Origin of the sequence: Paenibacillus sp. Y5S-9 (assembly GCF_036894235.1) — a bacterium.
GTDB lineage: Bacteria > Bacillota > Bacilli > Paenibacillales > Paenibacillaceae > Paenibacillus.
Map to the genome: position 1 here is coordinate 5,103,787 of NZ_CP145887.1, position 16,222 is coordinate 5,120,008.

The window sequence follows — 16,222 nt, forward strand, 5'->3', positions numbered from 1 at the left end:
AACTTTGGTTGTGACAATACAATAATTGCAAAAAGACAACAATATTATCTTTTTCGCAACAGCAGATCAGATACAGTGAAAAAACGTAAACCCAGCCATTCGTTCACACAAAATAGAGACGCTAATTAGCGTCTCTATTAAGGAGTACTATGTGATCCAACTTGGAACTGATCTGCCCTCGGATCAGTTCTTAAAACCTCTAACGAAAACCAGTGCTTGCGGATAATAATATGTTACGACTTCTGATAGCTGCGGCGGAAGGCACCGGGTGTAAGTCGTTCCAGCTTCTTGAAGATGGATCCGTAGTAGCTGGTCGATTCGAAGCCGACTTGACGAGCAATATCCTCCATCCCGCGCTGCACATTGTCGAGCAGCAGTTCCTTGCTCTTGTTGACCCTTACCTGATTAACATAGCTGATGGGACGAATACCTGTCGTCTTCTTGAACAAATGACAGAAATATTCTGGTGTGACACAGATCAATCCAGCCAACGTTGGCAAAGTAATCTCTTCAGCATAATGCTGTTCAATATAGTCCAGAACCGGCTTTAATCGCTCATACTGCTGCCCGACGGTATCGCTGCCCTGCACAGATACGCGTTGAATAATCTCTGTCAATAAGGTATAGAGAATGGCGGAGCAGGCGTAATTGCTTAATGTCTGCTCTTGTGGTGTTAAGGCAGCTTGCAGCAACTCCCGCATCCGGGATAGAAGGTATTCAGGCTGTGCAAGCGTGTATACGCATGTGTCGACAATGCCAACGGTTTCAAACAAGTTTGCTGACCCGTTGCCATCGAAAATGATCCAGTCGACTTCCCAACTGTCGGATAGCGCATAGTATTCATGCTTCTGTCCAGGGAACAACAGCATGCCCATACCTGGCTTGACGATATGTTCCGTTTCACTTAGCTTGAGCTTGCCCACACCGCTGCGACATTGTATCCACTGATAATCCTGAATGCCTTGGTCCCGGCGGATATGCTCCTGTTCATGATGCAGGCCAATGCCAAGCAAATAAAAAGGGAGCAGCTTGTCTCGGGCAGATAATACCGGAAAATTACGATTGGGATGCGGCATAAGACTAACTCTCCTGATCTTAATATTGTTATATCATATTAATTATTTAAGATATTCACTCGAATTAATATAACATATAATCGCAATATATTGATAAATAAAGGAGATCACAGGATGACAATTAAGATCGGAATTGATTATTATCCAGAGCAATGGACCCCGGAGTTATGGGAGAAAGATGCCATACTTATGCAACAGACGGGGGTTGCTGTTGTGCGAATGGCGGAGTTCGCCTGGAGCCGAATGGAACCGACCGAGGGTAATTATCAGTTTGAATGGCTGGATGCGGCTATAGAAGTATTCGCTTCGCGCGGCATGGAAATTGTGTTATGCACCCCAACCAATACCCCGCCAAACTGGATGACAACCCGTTATCCAGATGTGCTGCCCATGGATGAACAACGCCACATCATTCGGCCAGGTGTGCGTGGACATCGTTGCAACAACAGCCCTTCCTTGAGAATGCTGGGCTCCAAATTTGTGGAAGCGATATCACAGCGCTATGGTAAGCATCCCGCCGTCATAGGCTGGCAAATCGATAACGAGATGCACTACCAAGAATGCCATTGTGATACATGTAATCGTGCATTTGTCGCTTGGCTGCAAAAGCGTTATTCCAATCTGGAGGAGTTGAACCGGGAGTGGGGTACGGTCGTCTGGAGTGGGGAGTACAGCAGCTGGGCTGAGGTAACAACACCACTCGGACCCAGCAAACCGATGAATCCTTCCTATCTTCTGGAGTACAAGCGATTTTGTTCTGACAGCGTAGGCTATCTGCTGGGATGGCAGCTTGAGATTTTACGCCGTAACTGTCCAGGCCAATTTGTGACGCATAACATGTGGCAGTATCCGAATAGTCTGGACTATTATGATATGCACAACGAATTGGACTTCGTCTCTGTTGATTATTATCCGAATGAGCTGTATCGCGATTATGGCGATCGGTTTCCGAGGAACGGAGCGCTTACGCTGGACTTGGTTCGCGGCATCAAACGCCGTAATTTCTGGGTAATGGAACAGCTCAGCGGAGCACAGGGTGCCTGGATGCCGATTCAGCGCACCCCGTATCCTGGACTGATCCGAGCTCGCTCCTGGCAGACAATCGCCCGCGGTGCGGATATGGTCGTCCATTTCCGCTGGCGGAGTGCTACCGTGGGAGCAGAGCAGTTTTGGCATGGACTGATCGACCACAGCAATGTTCCTGGACGCAGGTTCAGGGAGTTTGCCGAGCTTACTCGCGAGGTGAACCAGTTAGGGGAACTGCTGGCCGACTCGACCATTGTTACCCAGGTTGCCATTCTGCATTCGCATGATCAGCACACAGCGCTTTCCCTTCAGCCGCAGGCGGAAGGGGGAATGCACTATATAGACAACCTGTCCTCTATGCATAATGCATTTCTGAAAATGGGCGTCGGTACAGACGTTATCAACTGGACCGAGGAACTTGACGGGTACAAGCTGGTCATTGTCCCTTCTCTCTTCCTGTTAAGTGAAGAAGTAGCACAGCGGCTGGAGCGATTCGCAGCTAAAGGAGGGACGGTTGTCCTCACCAATCGGACTGGTGTGAAGAACATGAGGAATGTATGTGAGATGCTGCCTCTGCCGGGGCTACTGGCCGAAGCGGCGGGTGTTGTCGTAAGTGAATATGATGCCATCGGCAACAGTGAGCATCGGATACGGAACGCGGAGGGCAAGACATTCGCTGCGAAGCAATGGTGTGATCTACTGGAACTGCGAGGGGCAGAGCCGATCGCCTGGTATGACAACGACTTTTATGAGGGTGTACCGGCGGTTACTGTCAATAAGTTTGGTGAAGGTGAAGTGTATTATGTCGGCACTTGGCCGGAGCCATCGTATTTCTATCAGCTGTTTGAAGACATATTGAAGGAAAAGGAATTGGCGCCCAAAATCCAGTTGCCGGAAGGTGTCGAGCTGTCGATTCGAACGAAGGGGGAGCAAAAGTTCCTCTTCCTGATCAATTTGACGAATGAGCAAACAGAGATTACGCTGGACGTTCCTTATCGCAGCTTGTTGACTAACGAGAGATTGGATCAGAAGTTGACTCTTCCAGCTCTGGGAGTAGATATTATAACTGTATAAGATCAGCAGCTTTTCGTATTTAAGAAGGGATGTCTCTCAAGGCTTACGACCTTGAGGGACATCCCTTCTCTTATTTCACTAACGTCCACAAATCTGAATAAGAGTTTTTCCAGTTAGTTTGTCTTATTTGATTTTGATTTTCAGTTCATCCTTCTTGGCTTCTTGTAAATCATCGTAGACCTTATCTGGTTTGCCACGAAGTATTAATATCATTGACTCCGGATTGTCCAGCAGATTGCTGCTGAAAGAATACATCATTCCGTCTCCTGTTGCGCCCCCGCTTACCATGGGTAGCTTGGTCTGCTTCCCGCCTTTAGTAGCAGTGATAATCTCAATAGGCTGAACTACATCAGTGATTGACAACTTCGTTTTGTAATCGATCTCTTGCTCCGGCTCATAAACAAACCTAACTCGGGTCACAAGCGGTGATAATTCCACTTCTGATAACATAACTTCATGACCCCCAACGGTAAAAGTACGATTAACGTTGATGATTTCCGTTTTGGGGATAGAAAATTTGGGATCCAGCGCAAAAGAAAGATTCATTTTTTTGGAAAATTGATATTTCCGTTCCTTTTCCCCATTTTCTGAATTTTCCACCACATCTGGAACAACGGAAGAAAGCTGGAACTGAATATTTACTTGCTCAGGCAGGGGTTTATTTCGACTTCGCTCAATTGTATTCCGGCCATATACGGTATGCTTATCCTTCGAAAAATGCATAACTCCTGCGCTGCCATTGTCAAGCAAGTACCCTGTCGAAGCGTCTGTCATCTTCATATCAACATTCGAATAAATCTCTTGCGAAGCATCCGTTCTGGCGGTATACAATACCGTTATCCTGTTCTCATCCGCCATAACCGCGTTCACGGTAAACTGATATATCCCCGATGTAACCGTCTGGTCTATAAGTTGCACATAACCATTATTAAGGGCTGATGTAATCGTAACCTTCTCCATATCGGTTGATATGTCACGGAAGGGCTCAAGTACTCCCCAATGGATTACAGGCTCAGTATATGTTGCCGTTTGTTGCCCATAGTTTCCAAGCGGGCCTATAAGAAACCAACCTGCAGCCAAGACCGTAACCAGCACTGCTGTGATCCATTTGATACGAACGGTTCTGCCTGATTGTCTTGTTCTAGCCATCGCAAGACCACGTTGAATTGCCGCAGTCGTGTCCGCCGGATTCCTTTGCTGGTTCTCTCTTTTCACCTGATATGCGTCTGCAAGAAGTGCTTTCTCTTCCGGGCTAGTGGTCATGCCAATCCCTCCTGTTCTTCATCAACTTGCGCAACTGCTGGAGCCCCTTGTGCTGCCAGGTCTTGATCGTCCCTTCCGGTTTGCCGAGGATCGAGGCAATATCCGTCAGTGTCATGTCGTTATAATATTTCAGCACTATTACATGGCGATATTTTGGTTTCACCTTTTGCAAAAGAGATTCCATAGCTATTCGATTATCATCAACGCTAATCATCCAAGACGCCGGAATGCTGTCCTCTATATCCTCCTTCGCCAGAGGTGTCGCCCGCTTGCGGCGCCTCTGTTCATCGATGCAGATATAGATCAGAATCCGAATGATCCAAGACTTGAACGCCTTCTCATTATTCAGCGTACGACGTTTGATCCAAGCTCGGCATGTCATCTCCTGCACAGCTTCCAGCGCATCTTGCCGGTTACGCAGGTAGCTATAGGCAATGGACATGAGCGTATCTTGATGTTCCATAATGGATTGCACAAATTCCGTCTCATCTTCGGTCTGTACATATATCCTCTGGTTCATCTCTGCTTTTGTTTCCACCCCTCATCCCTCCTTCTCTCTCTTTCTGTAGTATAAGACGGGTGAGTGAAGCAAACGGTTTTTAATATTTGTTCATCAAAAAAAGCTCCGCCATCATCATGAGGGAGCTTGATTACATAGCACTTCGGCCGTCGGTATACAGAATTACGCACACGCATGAACACTCCAAGATCAACTGACTTACAGGTTGCCGGTGACTTCGATTCCGTCGGCCAATTGCAGATGGTTTCTCACCCAAGCTGTGAACTGATTCAAAAAATTCCGTAATTCAGGCTCTGCAACCACCTGTTGATCCAACTCTGATAAAATCTCTACCCATCCATCCTTCGTAATGGGATTGTCCCAGCAGGGATCAAGTGCCTTCATCTCTTCTCCAGTTCGCGGGTCAGTTAATGGAAATGCGCGATCCAATGCAGGACGAATATAGTCAAAGTCTTCATTATATATGAATAGCATGTCTTCCATCTCTACTTCAACCGATTCTTCTATGTATAAAGGGGATAAAACAAAACCCACATTCCGCTGTGGACCTTGATACTGATACATGAGCGCAGGAATTGTTCTCTTTGATTTTTTAGCCATATATGCTCCTCCTGTTTCAGGCAAATCTCTTACCGATCAGAGTTCAAACCAGATTAAACCACCATCAACCTGCCTAGTTTCTCGCTCCATCTGATGCATCCAACTCCGACCTTCTTCACCCCAGATATGGAACAAACAGTAGATATACGATTCCCCATCCACAATTTCTTCTAACCCAGAGGCCTCTTCTATGCACACTTCAAGAGCTATAGGCCAGGAAGGATCTTCACGTTCCAATACAAAGCCGTTGGCTTGGTGTTCCAGACTATACACTTCGGTAAACGTTAATGCATCTGCCAGACGCTTCACAACTTCAGGTAAAATCACAGGCTCTGTTGCTCTGATTCCATATTCCCAGCCCATATGTACAACCTCCTTCAGACTTCGTTCGCTTCAGAATTTTGCTTTTGTTCGTGCATTTGATGAATCGAACGATCCAACCACAACTCATACCAGTCCAGAAAATGCAGTCGATTCGTATTGCCCCAATACTGATCAGGATAAATTCCATTGCGGTTAGCCCGGTCATCAACCCAGATCTCTCCGTAGGAGGCTCCCTTAACAATCAGATTCATGGAGATGCCACAACCAAAATCACTGATGCGCAGCATGCCTGCCGACCACTTTGGATCAAGATATTCATGTTCCAACGCTTCCCATTCCTCTTCTTCCTTGCTGTCTTCGAACCAGTCATAGTTCCAGTTCCATGCTTCCGTGAATTGAAAAGGGTCCGAGATTGCATTCAGCTCATCATCATAACCAAGTACAGCGTATACGCCGTCATCCGGGTTTTCCAGACCATAATAAGGTCCTGCACCACCCGTTCCCATATGAAGAAGCCATGCCTTATACTCCTCCGGCAACTCAATTCGCCATTTCTGTTCAAATTGCGTGATATCCTCCTGCGTCCACACAGGCTCCATTTCATATTCATGGTTTTCTGCGCCAAACAGGTCCAAATCCGGGTCCAGGCTTCGAAGAGTGATCAACTTTTCACGCATCCGCTCCAGTTGTACAGTGTACATAATCTACCTTTCCTCCCTTCGCTACTCTATTACGTTTGTTCCACGGCATACCCGCGTTGCTGTAACTCATCCAGTGCTGCTGCCACATCTCGCTCAGAACACAACTGCTTAATCAGGCTGGCAGTAACCGGTTTTTCTGCATATACTTCAACTACAGCTTCCAATGGCAGATCCGGCAAATCATAGTACCCTTTGGCCCAATCAACGTAATCTTCCGAGTTCTTCTCTATATATCCAAGTAAAAATTCCGCACCACCTCTGGCGTCCGCTTCGTCTTCCTCGATCATCGCCAGCTGAATCCAGTTACCAACCTTCCATGACAAGTCGTTCCCTTCCTGCCATAGGCAAAAGGTCACATCCTCCATATCCAATGTTTCCTCATGATCTCGCAGAACAGTCATCAAGGCCTCTGGTACTTCATCGTACATGCCCGGGTAGATCTCACCATCCTCACGAGCATGCGGACTTAAAGGTGACTCATGATCAAATCCTTTGATCAACGTGCCTGAATTCGTAAACAAGACATGCAGATGATCCCCTGCGCCGTTATTGATGTTTCCCCATGCCAGACCTGGCTGAAGTTTATCTTCATAATGATGAACGCGTAGCCATTCTTCCTCCGAAAAGATGATATCCAAAGCAGCGAGTATTCTCATCCGTTTACGCAGGGCATCTGCATTCATCATCGCTATCTCGTTCCAATCCTGCATATGAATCCCTCCTGTTTGTATCTGTACACTATATCCGGATCAATTCATCCAGCGTGTTATTTCCCTGAATACTTGGTGTCATGACAATGGTGATCCGACTGGCTTCTCTGGAGACGATACACGCATAATTTCCCGGCTTTAACTTAAACAGAACCCCTTCACACGTCTCATCCGGCTCCAATTCACCGCCAGTGACATCATCCGCCGCTCCCAGATAGACGTGCCCAGACGGAACTTGCAGATGATACACCTTTTCCCGTTCTGCTACACGGTCTGGATCTACATCTACATCCTCCAGGCTCCATTCCACATCATACACTCCATCCGCACCCAGATTCAGGAACAGACAATGACCTGCATTCACCTCAGCCAGCTCATCCACTGGAATGGACCACCAGTCCGAAGTATCCTCGGCACGATGTTTTAACGCTGCCAGATCATACAGGCACAATGTTGCCGTATCTGTAACCATTTGAAATGTTCCTCTCATATTCACCGTCCCTTCTGTCTGATCCAGGTCTGACCTCAGAAATATATTCCATCATTATATCAAGCCTGATACACGTGTAAAAGGAACCCATGGACCATCTCTGCTTTCGCAACTCTTCATTTCTCGCTCCAAATGGTCGATATAAGCATAACTGACTTTTTTTGAACCTGATGGAGGAAGCCAAGCCATGTCAATTAACAATAGAAAAGAACCCTTCCGCTACACATTGAAGGAACCGATTCACTTTGAGATCTATATTCTCAGCATCAACGGTGTTAACGCACCAGCCAAACCCATTCAGGCCGAACTCTGCGATATCAGTCGATCCGGCTGTCAGCTGTCATTTCCGCTATCCCTTCCTGTAGAGAATAACGATATTCGGATTGGAATGAATATGCTGCTCTTTGAAGACCCTCTATATATGGAAGGCACTCTCCGTTGGGGTCAAGAAAAAAATACCTCATGGCACTATGGTGTTCAACTCGAAATGCAGGATGGGAACCAGGACCGTCTCTCCCGAGAGATGCGTATGCTTGCAGGCCAAGGCAAAATTATCGTGAAATAGCCATATAGCCTGATAACAAAGAACAAAAAAACAGCCCAATCAAATTGGACTGTCGCAAGATGAAACTCTTTAAGCTGCTTTACTAACTGTCGCTGGTGGTTCCAATTTGGACCAGTTCACGGTTTTTTCAAGAACGAGTGAGACCAATACCCCAATGACGAGACCATTGCTTATGATCGGAATAAGATACATGGGCAAGGTTTGAAAGGCTTCAGCAGGAATATTCATTACAGCAACTCCCGTGAGGACCGGCAACGCTACACGATAGATCGTTTTAGAATTAAACGTCGTACCTTCAAGCGTTCTTAGTGCCGTGCCGAACATCTGAAGGTAAGCCACAAACAAAACAGCACTGCCAACGCTTGGTGGTATTTGTGCAAAGAATGCTGTCACAGAAGGTGTAAGACCCATCATACATAACAACCCCGCTCCAATAATAAAGGCAGCACGACGCAGAATACGAGTACTCTCCAGGAACCCGATCGATGATGCAAATAAACCAAAGGGCAGCACACCTACACAGGCTGACAACATCGTGAACAGACCCGTTAGCGCATAGGAATGCCTATACTGACGGCTTGTTGTTTCTGTCCGATATAGTTTCTCAACTGTACTTAATGTGGTGATCGAATTCGTCATATTTACTAGTCCCACGAAAAATGCAGTAATGACAATACCGGGTTCCCATCTGGGTGCTCCCCACGGAAACAGTTCGAGACCAGCCGGGGCCTGATTAGGCTGTCCTCCATGTTGTCCAGGAAACAATAGACTATAAGCGATCCAGCCTGCCACAATCCCAATCAGGATCGCGTAGTTCCCCAGTTTCCCCCTACCCTTTAATTGAATCCATGCCACCAAAAATGCAATGACAACGGACAATGCGGCAACAGGCAGATTGAAGCGGCCAAACTCCGTATATCCTATCATACCTTTGAAAAAATTCATGGTTAATTGAATCGTCATTAGAAACAACATGGCACTCTTCACCATAGGTGTGAACAGCTTTTGCAGCACTTGCGCTGCTCCCAGCCAACCCAGAATCACCATCGTTAGTCCCGCTAACAGAAAACCTGCAGCCAGCCCACCGCCAATACGCTCCAGACTCATACCGGCCGATGAAGCAGATACCGTCAAACTTAGCGTCAATCCCCACCATAATCCTGACGGACCATCCATAATCGCATATCGATGACCGAATACAGCTTGAAGAATACATACTGCTCCGGTAAGTATGAATGCGTGCTGCATCGAGGCAGCTATCGCATCCGGGGACAGATGAAAGTTATGTCCAATGGATAGCGGCACAACAACAGTATTGGTAAACAGGAAGAAAAACCACTGTATACCTGCCAAAATCAGTGAAGATACGTCCTTCATATTCTTTTGTGTAAAATGCTCTTGATGTCTGTTCATTCGTTCGGAATATCCTTTCACTGTTCTATATCATAAATGTGTAACTCTCTTCAGACTTGGGTTAATAGTCGTTCCATCTCGGCATACCGATGCCGGCTCGCATGTGCAAGTGGTGTAATCCCGTCCCGATCCGCGATCTTTGGATCTGCACCATATTGCAAAAGCAAGGCAACAATCTGCTGATGACGCGGCCCACCATCTCCCAAAATGACCGCTTCCAGCAAGGCTGTCCAACCCAGGTTGTTGATATGATTCACATCCACATCGCTGCGTGTCAGCAGAAGCTCCACAATGTCCACATGGCCCCGATCCGCTGCTGGAATAAGGGCTGTACCGCCAAAACGATTCGTTAACCTTGTATCTGCACCTGCTTCAACGGCCAGTTCGACCATGTCATACATACCCTCAGCACTCGCGTATAACAGCAGGTTGTCCAATCGTGCATCCCGAAGATTAATGTCGGCTCCGGCGTCCACTAGCATCCTTGCCGTGTCTATCTTGTTACCGTGCACCGCTGCCATCAGAGGTGTTCGCCCCGATGCATCCCGTTCATTCAACCGGCTGCCCTGTTGTGTGATAAATCGAATGACCTCATCAGTATGGCCCGCTAGAGCGGCATCATGTATTGTTCTAACCACGTTGTTTCATCCTCCAATTCAAGGTCTTTCTCGTGCAGCAATATTTATATGGAAACCAAGTCCCGTTAGTCAGGTATGCAAATCTAATGTATGGTAACATAAGATCGTAGTATATTAAAAATACATGTTTTGTTGGCTTTCCATACGAATTACATATACATCGCAGGCGAAGGAGAACAACCACTTGGATATCAAACAATGTCGCTATTTCATTGCCATTGCTGAGGAGAAACAGATTACAGCAGCAGCCCGGAGACTTCACATGGCTCAGCCACCCTTAAGCCAGCAGCTTAAGTTAATGGAAGAAGAGCTTGGTGTGATTCTATTTGAACGCAAAGGGCGCATGATGGAGCTAACGCAGGCGGGTCGCAGCTTCTATGATTATGCGGTCACCTTGACCAAATATATGGAGGAAGCTCTAATGGAGATGCAAAGTTTCCGTCACGGCATACGGGGCAAACTCTCCATTGGTATTAATACCATATCTGATCGTCTGATCCCCCAAGCACTTCAGCAGTTCCGCACCACACATCCACAGGTTACTTATAAAATTCAGCAAAATGAGTCCGCACAATTATGCCGCCTTCTGGATGATGGAAAAATCGAGCTCGCTTGTGTACGCATGCCTGTCCAGACCGAACGTTATGAAGTGCTGCACCTGCCACAGGAGCCGCTCTTCTACATTTCTTCAACACCGCTGGATAGCCCAACGGAGATGACCCCTGGAACGGAGATGCGGACCTATTTCAAGCAGCTTACAGGTATCCCTCTACTGCTTCCAAGTACAGAAGGACTTGGTATGTTCGAGTTGATTCTGGACAAATTCCGGGAGCATCAGGTTACCCCCTCTATCATGGGTGAGTGCTCAGACATTAATATGTTGCTGGAGCTGGTCCGACTCGGCTTCGCCAGTTCCATCGTGCCTCACACGGTACTACAGCTATATCAAGAGCACCCGTTCCACGTATACCGCATTCAGGATCAGCATTCCACGGTTGGCTCGGCACTGGTCTGGCTACAGAACCGCTATCTGTCCAAGCCTGCACAACACTTTGTGCAATTGGTACAGAATATGCTTCCCGTGGTGTAAAAGGCTACAAGCAAAAAACAGCAGCTTTACCGGATTACATTCCGGTGAAGCTGCTGTTTCATTTTTATGGTTAAGCTTTAGCTGTAAACAACAAGTCTTTTTCTTTGATCGTCGTGCGACCAGCAGACTCAATAGACTCATACTGGTGCATGTTTGTAATAATGACTGGTGTAATCGTTGTATAACCTGCTTTTTCGATCTGTTCCCGGTCAAACTCCATCAGTACATCACCTACGGCAACCTTCGCACCTGCTTGAACTTTAGGAGAGAAGAATTGACCTTTCAGTTTCACGGTATCAATCCCGATATGAATCAACATCTCTGCGCCTGTATCACTTACCAGACCAATGGCATGTCCACTCTTCGATAACGAGAACACGGTTCCGTTGATCGGAGATACGACGCGACCTTCAGAAGGTTGAATCGCGAATCCTTTACCCATAATCTCTTCAGAGAACGCAGGGTCTGGCACTTCGCTCAGCGGTTTAACTTCACCTGTGATCGGGCTGAATACTTGCTCATCTTGTGCTTTTGCTTCTTCAGTTACAGCAGCAGAAGTTGTTGCTGCTGGTGTTGCCGGCTCTGCTGCTGGTGCAGCTACTGGCTCCGATGCATTTTCTTCTTGGAAGCCCAAGATATACGTAATGATTGCTGCCGCTACGATGGCAATCAAACCACCAACCAAAGCATAAATCAATGTGCTAATTGCTGGACTGACAAATGCCGCAATACTCGGCAGACCCGCAAGTCCTGTAATAACATACGATTTAACATTGAAGATCCCCATAAATGCACCTGCGATAGCTCCACCGATAAGTGCTGCAATAAATGGTTTTTTGAACTTCATGTTGATACCATACATCGCTGGTTCCGTAATCCCCATAATAGCCGTAAGACCTGTGGAATAGGCCAGGGATTTGGTTTTGCTATTTCTCGATCTGAGACCTACACCAAATGCTGCACCACCTTGTGCCAAGTTAGCTGCAAACATCAGTGGAATAATAAAGTCGTAACCCAGTGTTGTCATTGAACCTACAACGATTGGCAGCAACGCATAGTGCATACCTGTAATGATCAGCAGTGACATCGTACCACCAATCAGAATACTTGCGAAGATGGACATATTGTCGAACAACCATGAAATACCACCAGACAATCCATTACCAAGAACCGTACCCAGTGGTCCAACAGTCATCAACGTCAGTGGAACCATAATTAACAGGGTAACTGTTGGAACAATGAGTAACTTAAGTGAAGCATGTACTACACGATCAACGGCTTTTTCTACATATGAAGCAATCCAAACTGCCAGAACAATCGGAATAACTGTAGAAGAATACGTTGCCGCTATGACTGTAATCCCCATAAAGGATGAGTTGTGACCATCGGCCAGCAATGCTGTAATGGTCGGGTGCATAATACCCGCAGCAAGCGCCGCAGCAATATACATATTACTACCCAGCTTACGTGCAGCACTAATCGCCAGAATGATTGGCAGGAAGTAGAATGCACCGTCACCGATTGCAGACAAAATGATGTAGGTCGAACTGGTATCGGACAACCATCCAACTGCGACAAGGATGGCCACGATCCCTTTGATCATACCTGCACCCGTAATCGCAGGCAGAATTGGTGTAAACATACCTGAGATGAAGTCGAACAGCGCACTTATTGGATTTCTCTTTTTCTTTTCTCCAGTTGAAGCACCGGATGAGGCATTATCTGCGGTTGGTGATTTGGACATGTTGCCAACGAGTGCGTTATACACGATAGGCACATCGTTACCAATGATAACCTGGAACTGTCCACCGTTCTCCATCACGCCCATGACGCCTGGTGTATTTTTTAGCGTCGCTTTGTCCGCTTTTTGGTTGTCATTCAGGTTAAATCTGAGTCTTGTCATACAGTGTGTGACTTGATCGATATTCTCTTCGCCACCAACAAGCTTCAAAATATCCTTGGACAATTGTTGTTTATCCATTGTGTTTTGCTCCTTTTATGTGTAATGAAGGTTAAAAAAAAACCTAAACACTGAATAATGACAAAGCAGAAAAGCTTATCATTATTCAACGTTTAGGTTTTGCCTTTTTAGCAGTAACAATCCCAACTTTATTCAATTGTTTGTTCATTTCTGACAACTCGTTCAATATGAATGGTCAGATACAGTATTTCTTCCTTGGACAACACCCGATTATAAATCTTACGCGTATAGTCACTGATCCTTACTGCACATGCATGTGCTTCCGGATACTGCTTGCTCACCAAGTCATGAAGCGGATTATCTTCTTCTTTATCTTCAATCGCCGTTCCTTGCAACACACGTTGGGCAAAGAACTTCAGATGAGTTAAAAATCGATAATAACTCAATGAATCTTCATCAAGTTCAATCACAAAGCTACGTCTTACGATGTTAAGTATGTCCTTAACAATGTTTGTAATACTGATCGTTTCCCTCATCTCACCGTTCATCTGGGCATTAACCAGATGCATTGCAATGAATGCGCATTCGTCTTCGGGTAGCAGGACCCCTAACGTTTCCTCAATAATCTGTAGCGCCTTGAGTCCAATGGCATATTCCTTCCGGTACATGCGCTTGATCTCCCAGAACAATGCGTTACGGATCTGCAATCCTTGACGATGTCGATCAATGGCAAAATGAATATGATCCGTCAGTGAAATGTAGATGCTTTCATGCAGCTTCTCACCTAACACCGTCTCGGCATAACGGATAATCTCATCCGAGCACTCGACATATTCAACCGGGATATCAGACAGAAGTGTTTTAAGTTTCTGTGATACTTCCTTACTTTCAAGCGAGAATATTTTTTCGACGAGACTCTCGTCAATCGATTCACCAGTATGCTTTTTGAAGGCAATTCCACGTCCCATAACGACCAGTTCGTTTCCTCCCGGATCAATTACGGTAACTACGTTGTTGTTCAGCACCTTCTCAATTTTCATTTCTTCACATCACCTTGCACCGTCAAAGTAGTAAAAGGCAAAACCAAAGCAGGTCACGAAATATGCCCCGCTTCTGGTTTTGCCTGATTGAACAGTAACAATCCAGTATTCATTAGCCTTAGGCCCATCTTACCATATAATTATCCATATGACAATGTTTTTGTGAAAGCGGTTAATGTGCGTTAATGTGACATAAGAAGGTACTTGTACAACTATGCTTGCAGAACTAGTATTTACTCGTTGTTGTTCTTAAGACTTGCGCCATTTGTACTAATAACTTCCTTGTACCAATGGAATGATTTTTTCTTATAACGATCCAATGTTCCTGAACCGTCATTGTTGCGGTCTACATAGATGAAACCATAACGTTTCTTCATCTCTGCTGTTGAAGCACTTACCAGGTCAATACAGCCCCATGACGTATAACCCATCACTTCTACGCCATCCTCAAGAGCTTCGCCCACCTGTACCAGATGGTCATTCAAGTATTGAATACGGTAATCATCGTTCACCGTTTTATTGCCATTTTCGTCGGTAATCAGCTCATCGACTGCACCCAGACCATTTTCGACAATAAACAATGGTTTTTGATAACGGTCCCAGTATTTGTTCAGGGTTACGCGCAGTCCTTGCGGATCGATCTGCCAGCCCCACTCACTCGCTTTGAGGTAAGGGTTTTGTACACCCGCGAACAAGTTTCCTTTTCCTTCGATACGTTTCTCGGGATCACCTGTCTCACAGATACTTACATAATAACTGAACGAGATAAAGTCTACGGTATGCTTCAGAATTTCAGCATCGCCGTCTTCAAACTTGATATTGATATTATTCGCTTTGAAATAACGATTAATGTATTTCGGATAATAACCACGTGCATGGATATCAGCAAAGATATCATTGCGCTGTTCCGCATGCATCGCTGCAACCACATCATCCGGGTTCGGAGTCAACGGATACGTAGGCATGCTCAGTACCATACAACCGATTTTGGCTTCAGGCATAATTTCATGACCCAGTTTCACAGCTAACGCACTGGCTACCAATTCATGATGGATCGCTTGGTACAGATCCTGTTTGGACAGTTCTGCTTTTGGCGTATAGATGCCGCCGCTCATGAATGGCTCCTCCAGGATGGAGTTGATCTCATTGAACGTCAGCCAGTATTTCACTTTGCCTTTGAAACGGTTGAAAAGCACTGTTACATAACGCTCGTAGAACTCGATCATTTTACGGTTAACCCAGCCATCATACGTTTTGGACAGATGCAGCGGTGTCTCATAGTGAGAGATCGTTACGAGTGGTTCAATGCCATATTTGTGGCACTCATCGAACAGGTCATCGTAGAATTGCAGACCTTTCTCGTTTGGTTCCAATTCATCACCTTTAGGGAAGATACGGGACCAAGCGATGGATGTACGGAACACTTTGAAGCCCATTTCAGCAAACAGTTTAACATCCTCTTTGTAACGGTTGTAGAAATCGATACCGATCAGTTTCAGGTTATCTTCTGTAGGTGCTTCCGTTCTAGGCGTTGTAATCCCGTGTGGCATTACATCTTGAACAGACAGACCTTTGCCATCTGTATTATAAGCTCCTTCAAGTTGGTTGGCTGCTACAGCGCCGCCCCATAGGAAGTCTTTCGGAAATGGTGTAGTCATATCAATCATTCCTCTCTAAATTAACGATATTTTCATTCTTTGTCTAAATGCAATACTCTATCCTTTGCCGACAGGAAAAAGCGGACAATCTCCAACTGAAAGGGCCATCAGGA

At 46.0% G+C, this 16,222-nt stretch carries 16 protein-coding genes; 3 read left to right on the forward strand and 13 right to left on the reverse strand.

The window, feature by feature from the left end:
* Positions 1 to 233 precede the first annotated feature (233 nt).
* A complete protein-coding gene (locus V6669_RS22430; protein WP_338588140.1) occupies positions 234 to 1,076 on the reverse strand; it encodes an AraC family transcriptional regulator in 843 nt (280 codons plus the stop codon).
* A 114-nt stretch (positions 1,077 to 1,190) separates the two neighbouring features.
* On the opposite strand from V6669_RS22430, the gene V6669_RS22435 reads away from it, so the two are divergent.
* Entirely contained in the window at positions 1,191 to 3,176 is a 1,986-nt protein-coding gene (locus tag V6669_RS22435) for a beta-galactosidase (protein WP_338588142.1), read from the forward strand.
* A gap of 123 nt (positions 3,177 to 3,299) precedes the next feature.
* Here the strand turns inward: V6669_RS22435 and V6669_RS22440 are convergent, their stop codons facing one another.
* From V6669_RS22440 to V6669_RS22470, 7 genes are all read right to left on the reverse strand, one after another.
* Positions 3,300 to 4,439 carry a DUF4179 domain-containing protein gene (locus V6669_RS22440; RefSeq protein WP_338588143.1) on the reverse strand — a complete coding sequence of 380 codons (1,140 nt, stop codon included), beginning with the start codon at positions 4,437 to 4,439 and terminating at the stop codon, positions 3,300 to 3,302.
* Complete coding sequence (locus V6669_RS22445; protein ID WP_338588145.1) at positions 4,429 to 4,977, reverse strand: sigma-70 family RNA polymerase sigma factor; 549 nt, start codon at positions 4,975 to 4,977, stop codon at positions 4,429 to 4,431. The genes V6669_RS22440 and V6669_RS22445 overlap by 11 nt, the downstream gene beginning before the upstream one ends.
* A gap of 180 nt (positions 4,978 to 5,157) precedes the next feature.
* On the reverse strand, positions 5,158 to 5,559 hold the full coding sequence (locus tag V6669_RS22450; RefSeq protein WP_338588146.1) for a hypothetical protein: 402 nt from the start codon (positions 5,557 to 5,559) through the stop codon (positions 5,158 to 5,160).
* Between the two features lie 36 nt (positions 5,560 to 5,595).
* Positions 5,596 to 5,922, reverse strand: coding sequence for a hypothetical protein (locus tag V6669_RS22455; protein WP_338588147.1), 327 nt, complete (start codon positions 5,920 to 5,922; stop codon positions 5,596 to 5,598).
* A 14-nt stretch (positions 5,923 to 5,936) separates the two neighbouring features.
* The gene (locus V6669_RS22460) at positions 5,937 to 6,584 is read right to left on the reverse strand and encodes an SMI1/KNR4 family protein (RefSeq protein WP_338588148.1); all 648 of its coding nucleotides are present in this window, start codon (positions 6,582 to 6,584) and stop codon (positions 5,937 to 5,939) included.
* Between the two features lie 29 nt (positions 6,585 to 6,613).
* Positions 6,614 to 7,294 (reverse strand): hypothetical protein, encoded by a 681-nt coding sequence (locus V6669_RS22465; protein WP_338588149.1) that lies wholly within the window; start codon positions 7,292 to 7,294, stop codon positions 6,614 to 6,616.
* Positions 7,295 to 7,322: 28 nt separating this feature from the next.
* Positions 7,323 to 7,784, reverse strand: a complete 462-nt coding sequence (locus tag V6669_RS22470) for a DUF6386 family protein (RefSeq protein ID WP_338588150.1) — start codon at positions 7,782 to 7,784, stop codon at positions 7,323 to 7,325.
* Positions 7,785 to 7,971: 187 nt separating this feature from the next.
* Here V6669_RS22470 and V6669_RS22475 point away from each other — a divergent pair, with 187 nt between their 5' ends.
* A complete protein-coding gene (locus tag V6669_RS22475; protein ID WP_036617371.1) occupies positions 7,972 to 8,349 on the forward strand; it encodes a PilZ domain-containing protein in 378 nt (125 codons plus the stop codon).
* Between the two features lie 69 nt (positions 8,350 to 8,418).
* On the opposite strand, the gene V6669_RS22480 is transcribed toward V6669_RS22475, so the two are convergent.
* Both V6669_RS22480 and V6669_RS22485 read right to left on the reverse strand, forming a co-directional pair.
* On the reverse strand, positions 8,419 to 9,762 hold the full coding sequence (locus V6669_RS22480) for a uracil/xanthine transporter (protein WP_338588151.1): 1,344 nt from the start codon (positions 9,760 to 9,762) through the stop codon (positions 8,419 to 8,421).
* Between the two features lie 50 nt (positions 9,763 to 9,812).
* Positions 9,813 to 10,400: an ankyrin repeat domain-containing protein gene (locus tag V6669_RS22485; protein ID WP_338588152.1), complete on the reverse strand. Its 588-nt coding sequence runs from the start codon at positions 10,398 to 10,400 to the stop codon at positions 9,813 to 9,815.
* Between the two features lie 184 nt (positions 10,401 to 10,584).
* On the opposite strand from V6669_RS22485, the gene V6669_RS22490 reads away from it, so the two are divergent.
* Positions 10,585 to 11,490 (forward strand): LysR family transcriptional regulator, encoded by a 906-nt coding sequence (locus V6669_RS22490; protein ID WP_338588153.1) that lies wholly within the window; start codon positions 10,585 to 10,587, stop codon positions 11,488 to 11,490.
* A 70-nt stretch (positions 11,491 to 11,560) separates the two neighbouring features.
* On the opposite strand, the gene V6669_RS22495 is transcribed toward V6669_RS22490, so the two are convergent.
* The 3 genes from V6669_RS22495 to V6669_RS22505 form a co-directional block, all read right to left on the reverse strand.
* Complete coding sequence (locus tag V6669_RS22495; RefSeq protein ID WP_338588154.1) at positions 11,561 to 13,471, reverse strand: beta-glucoside-specific PTS transporter subunit IIABC; 1,911 nt, start codon at positions 13,469 to 13,471, stop codon at positions 11,561 to 11,563.
* Between the two features lie 128 nt (positions 13,472 to 13,599).
* Entirely contained in the window at positions 13,600 to 14,451 is an 852-nt protein-coding gene (locus V6669_RS22500) for a PRD domain-containing protein (RefSeq protein WP_036668684.1), read from the reverse strand.
* A 233-nt stretch (positions 14,452 to 14,684) separates the two neighbouring features.
* The gene (locus V6669_RS22505) at positions 14,685 to 16,115 is read right to left on the reverse strand and encodes a glycoside hydrolase family 1 protein (protein WP_206105795.1); all 1,431 of its coding nucleotides are present in this window, start codon (positions 16,113 to 16,115) and stop codon (positions 14,685 to 14,687) included.
* Positions 16,116 to 16,222: the final 107 nt, after the last annotated feature.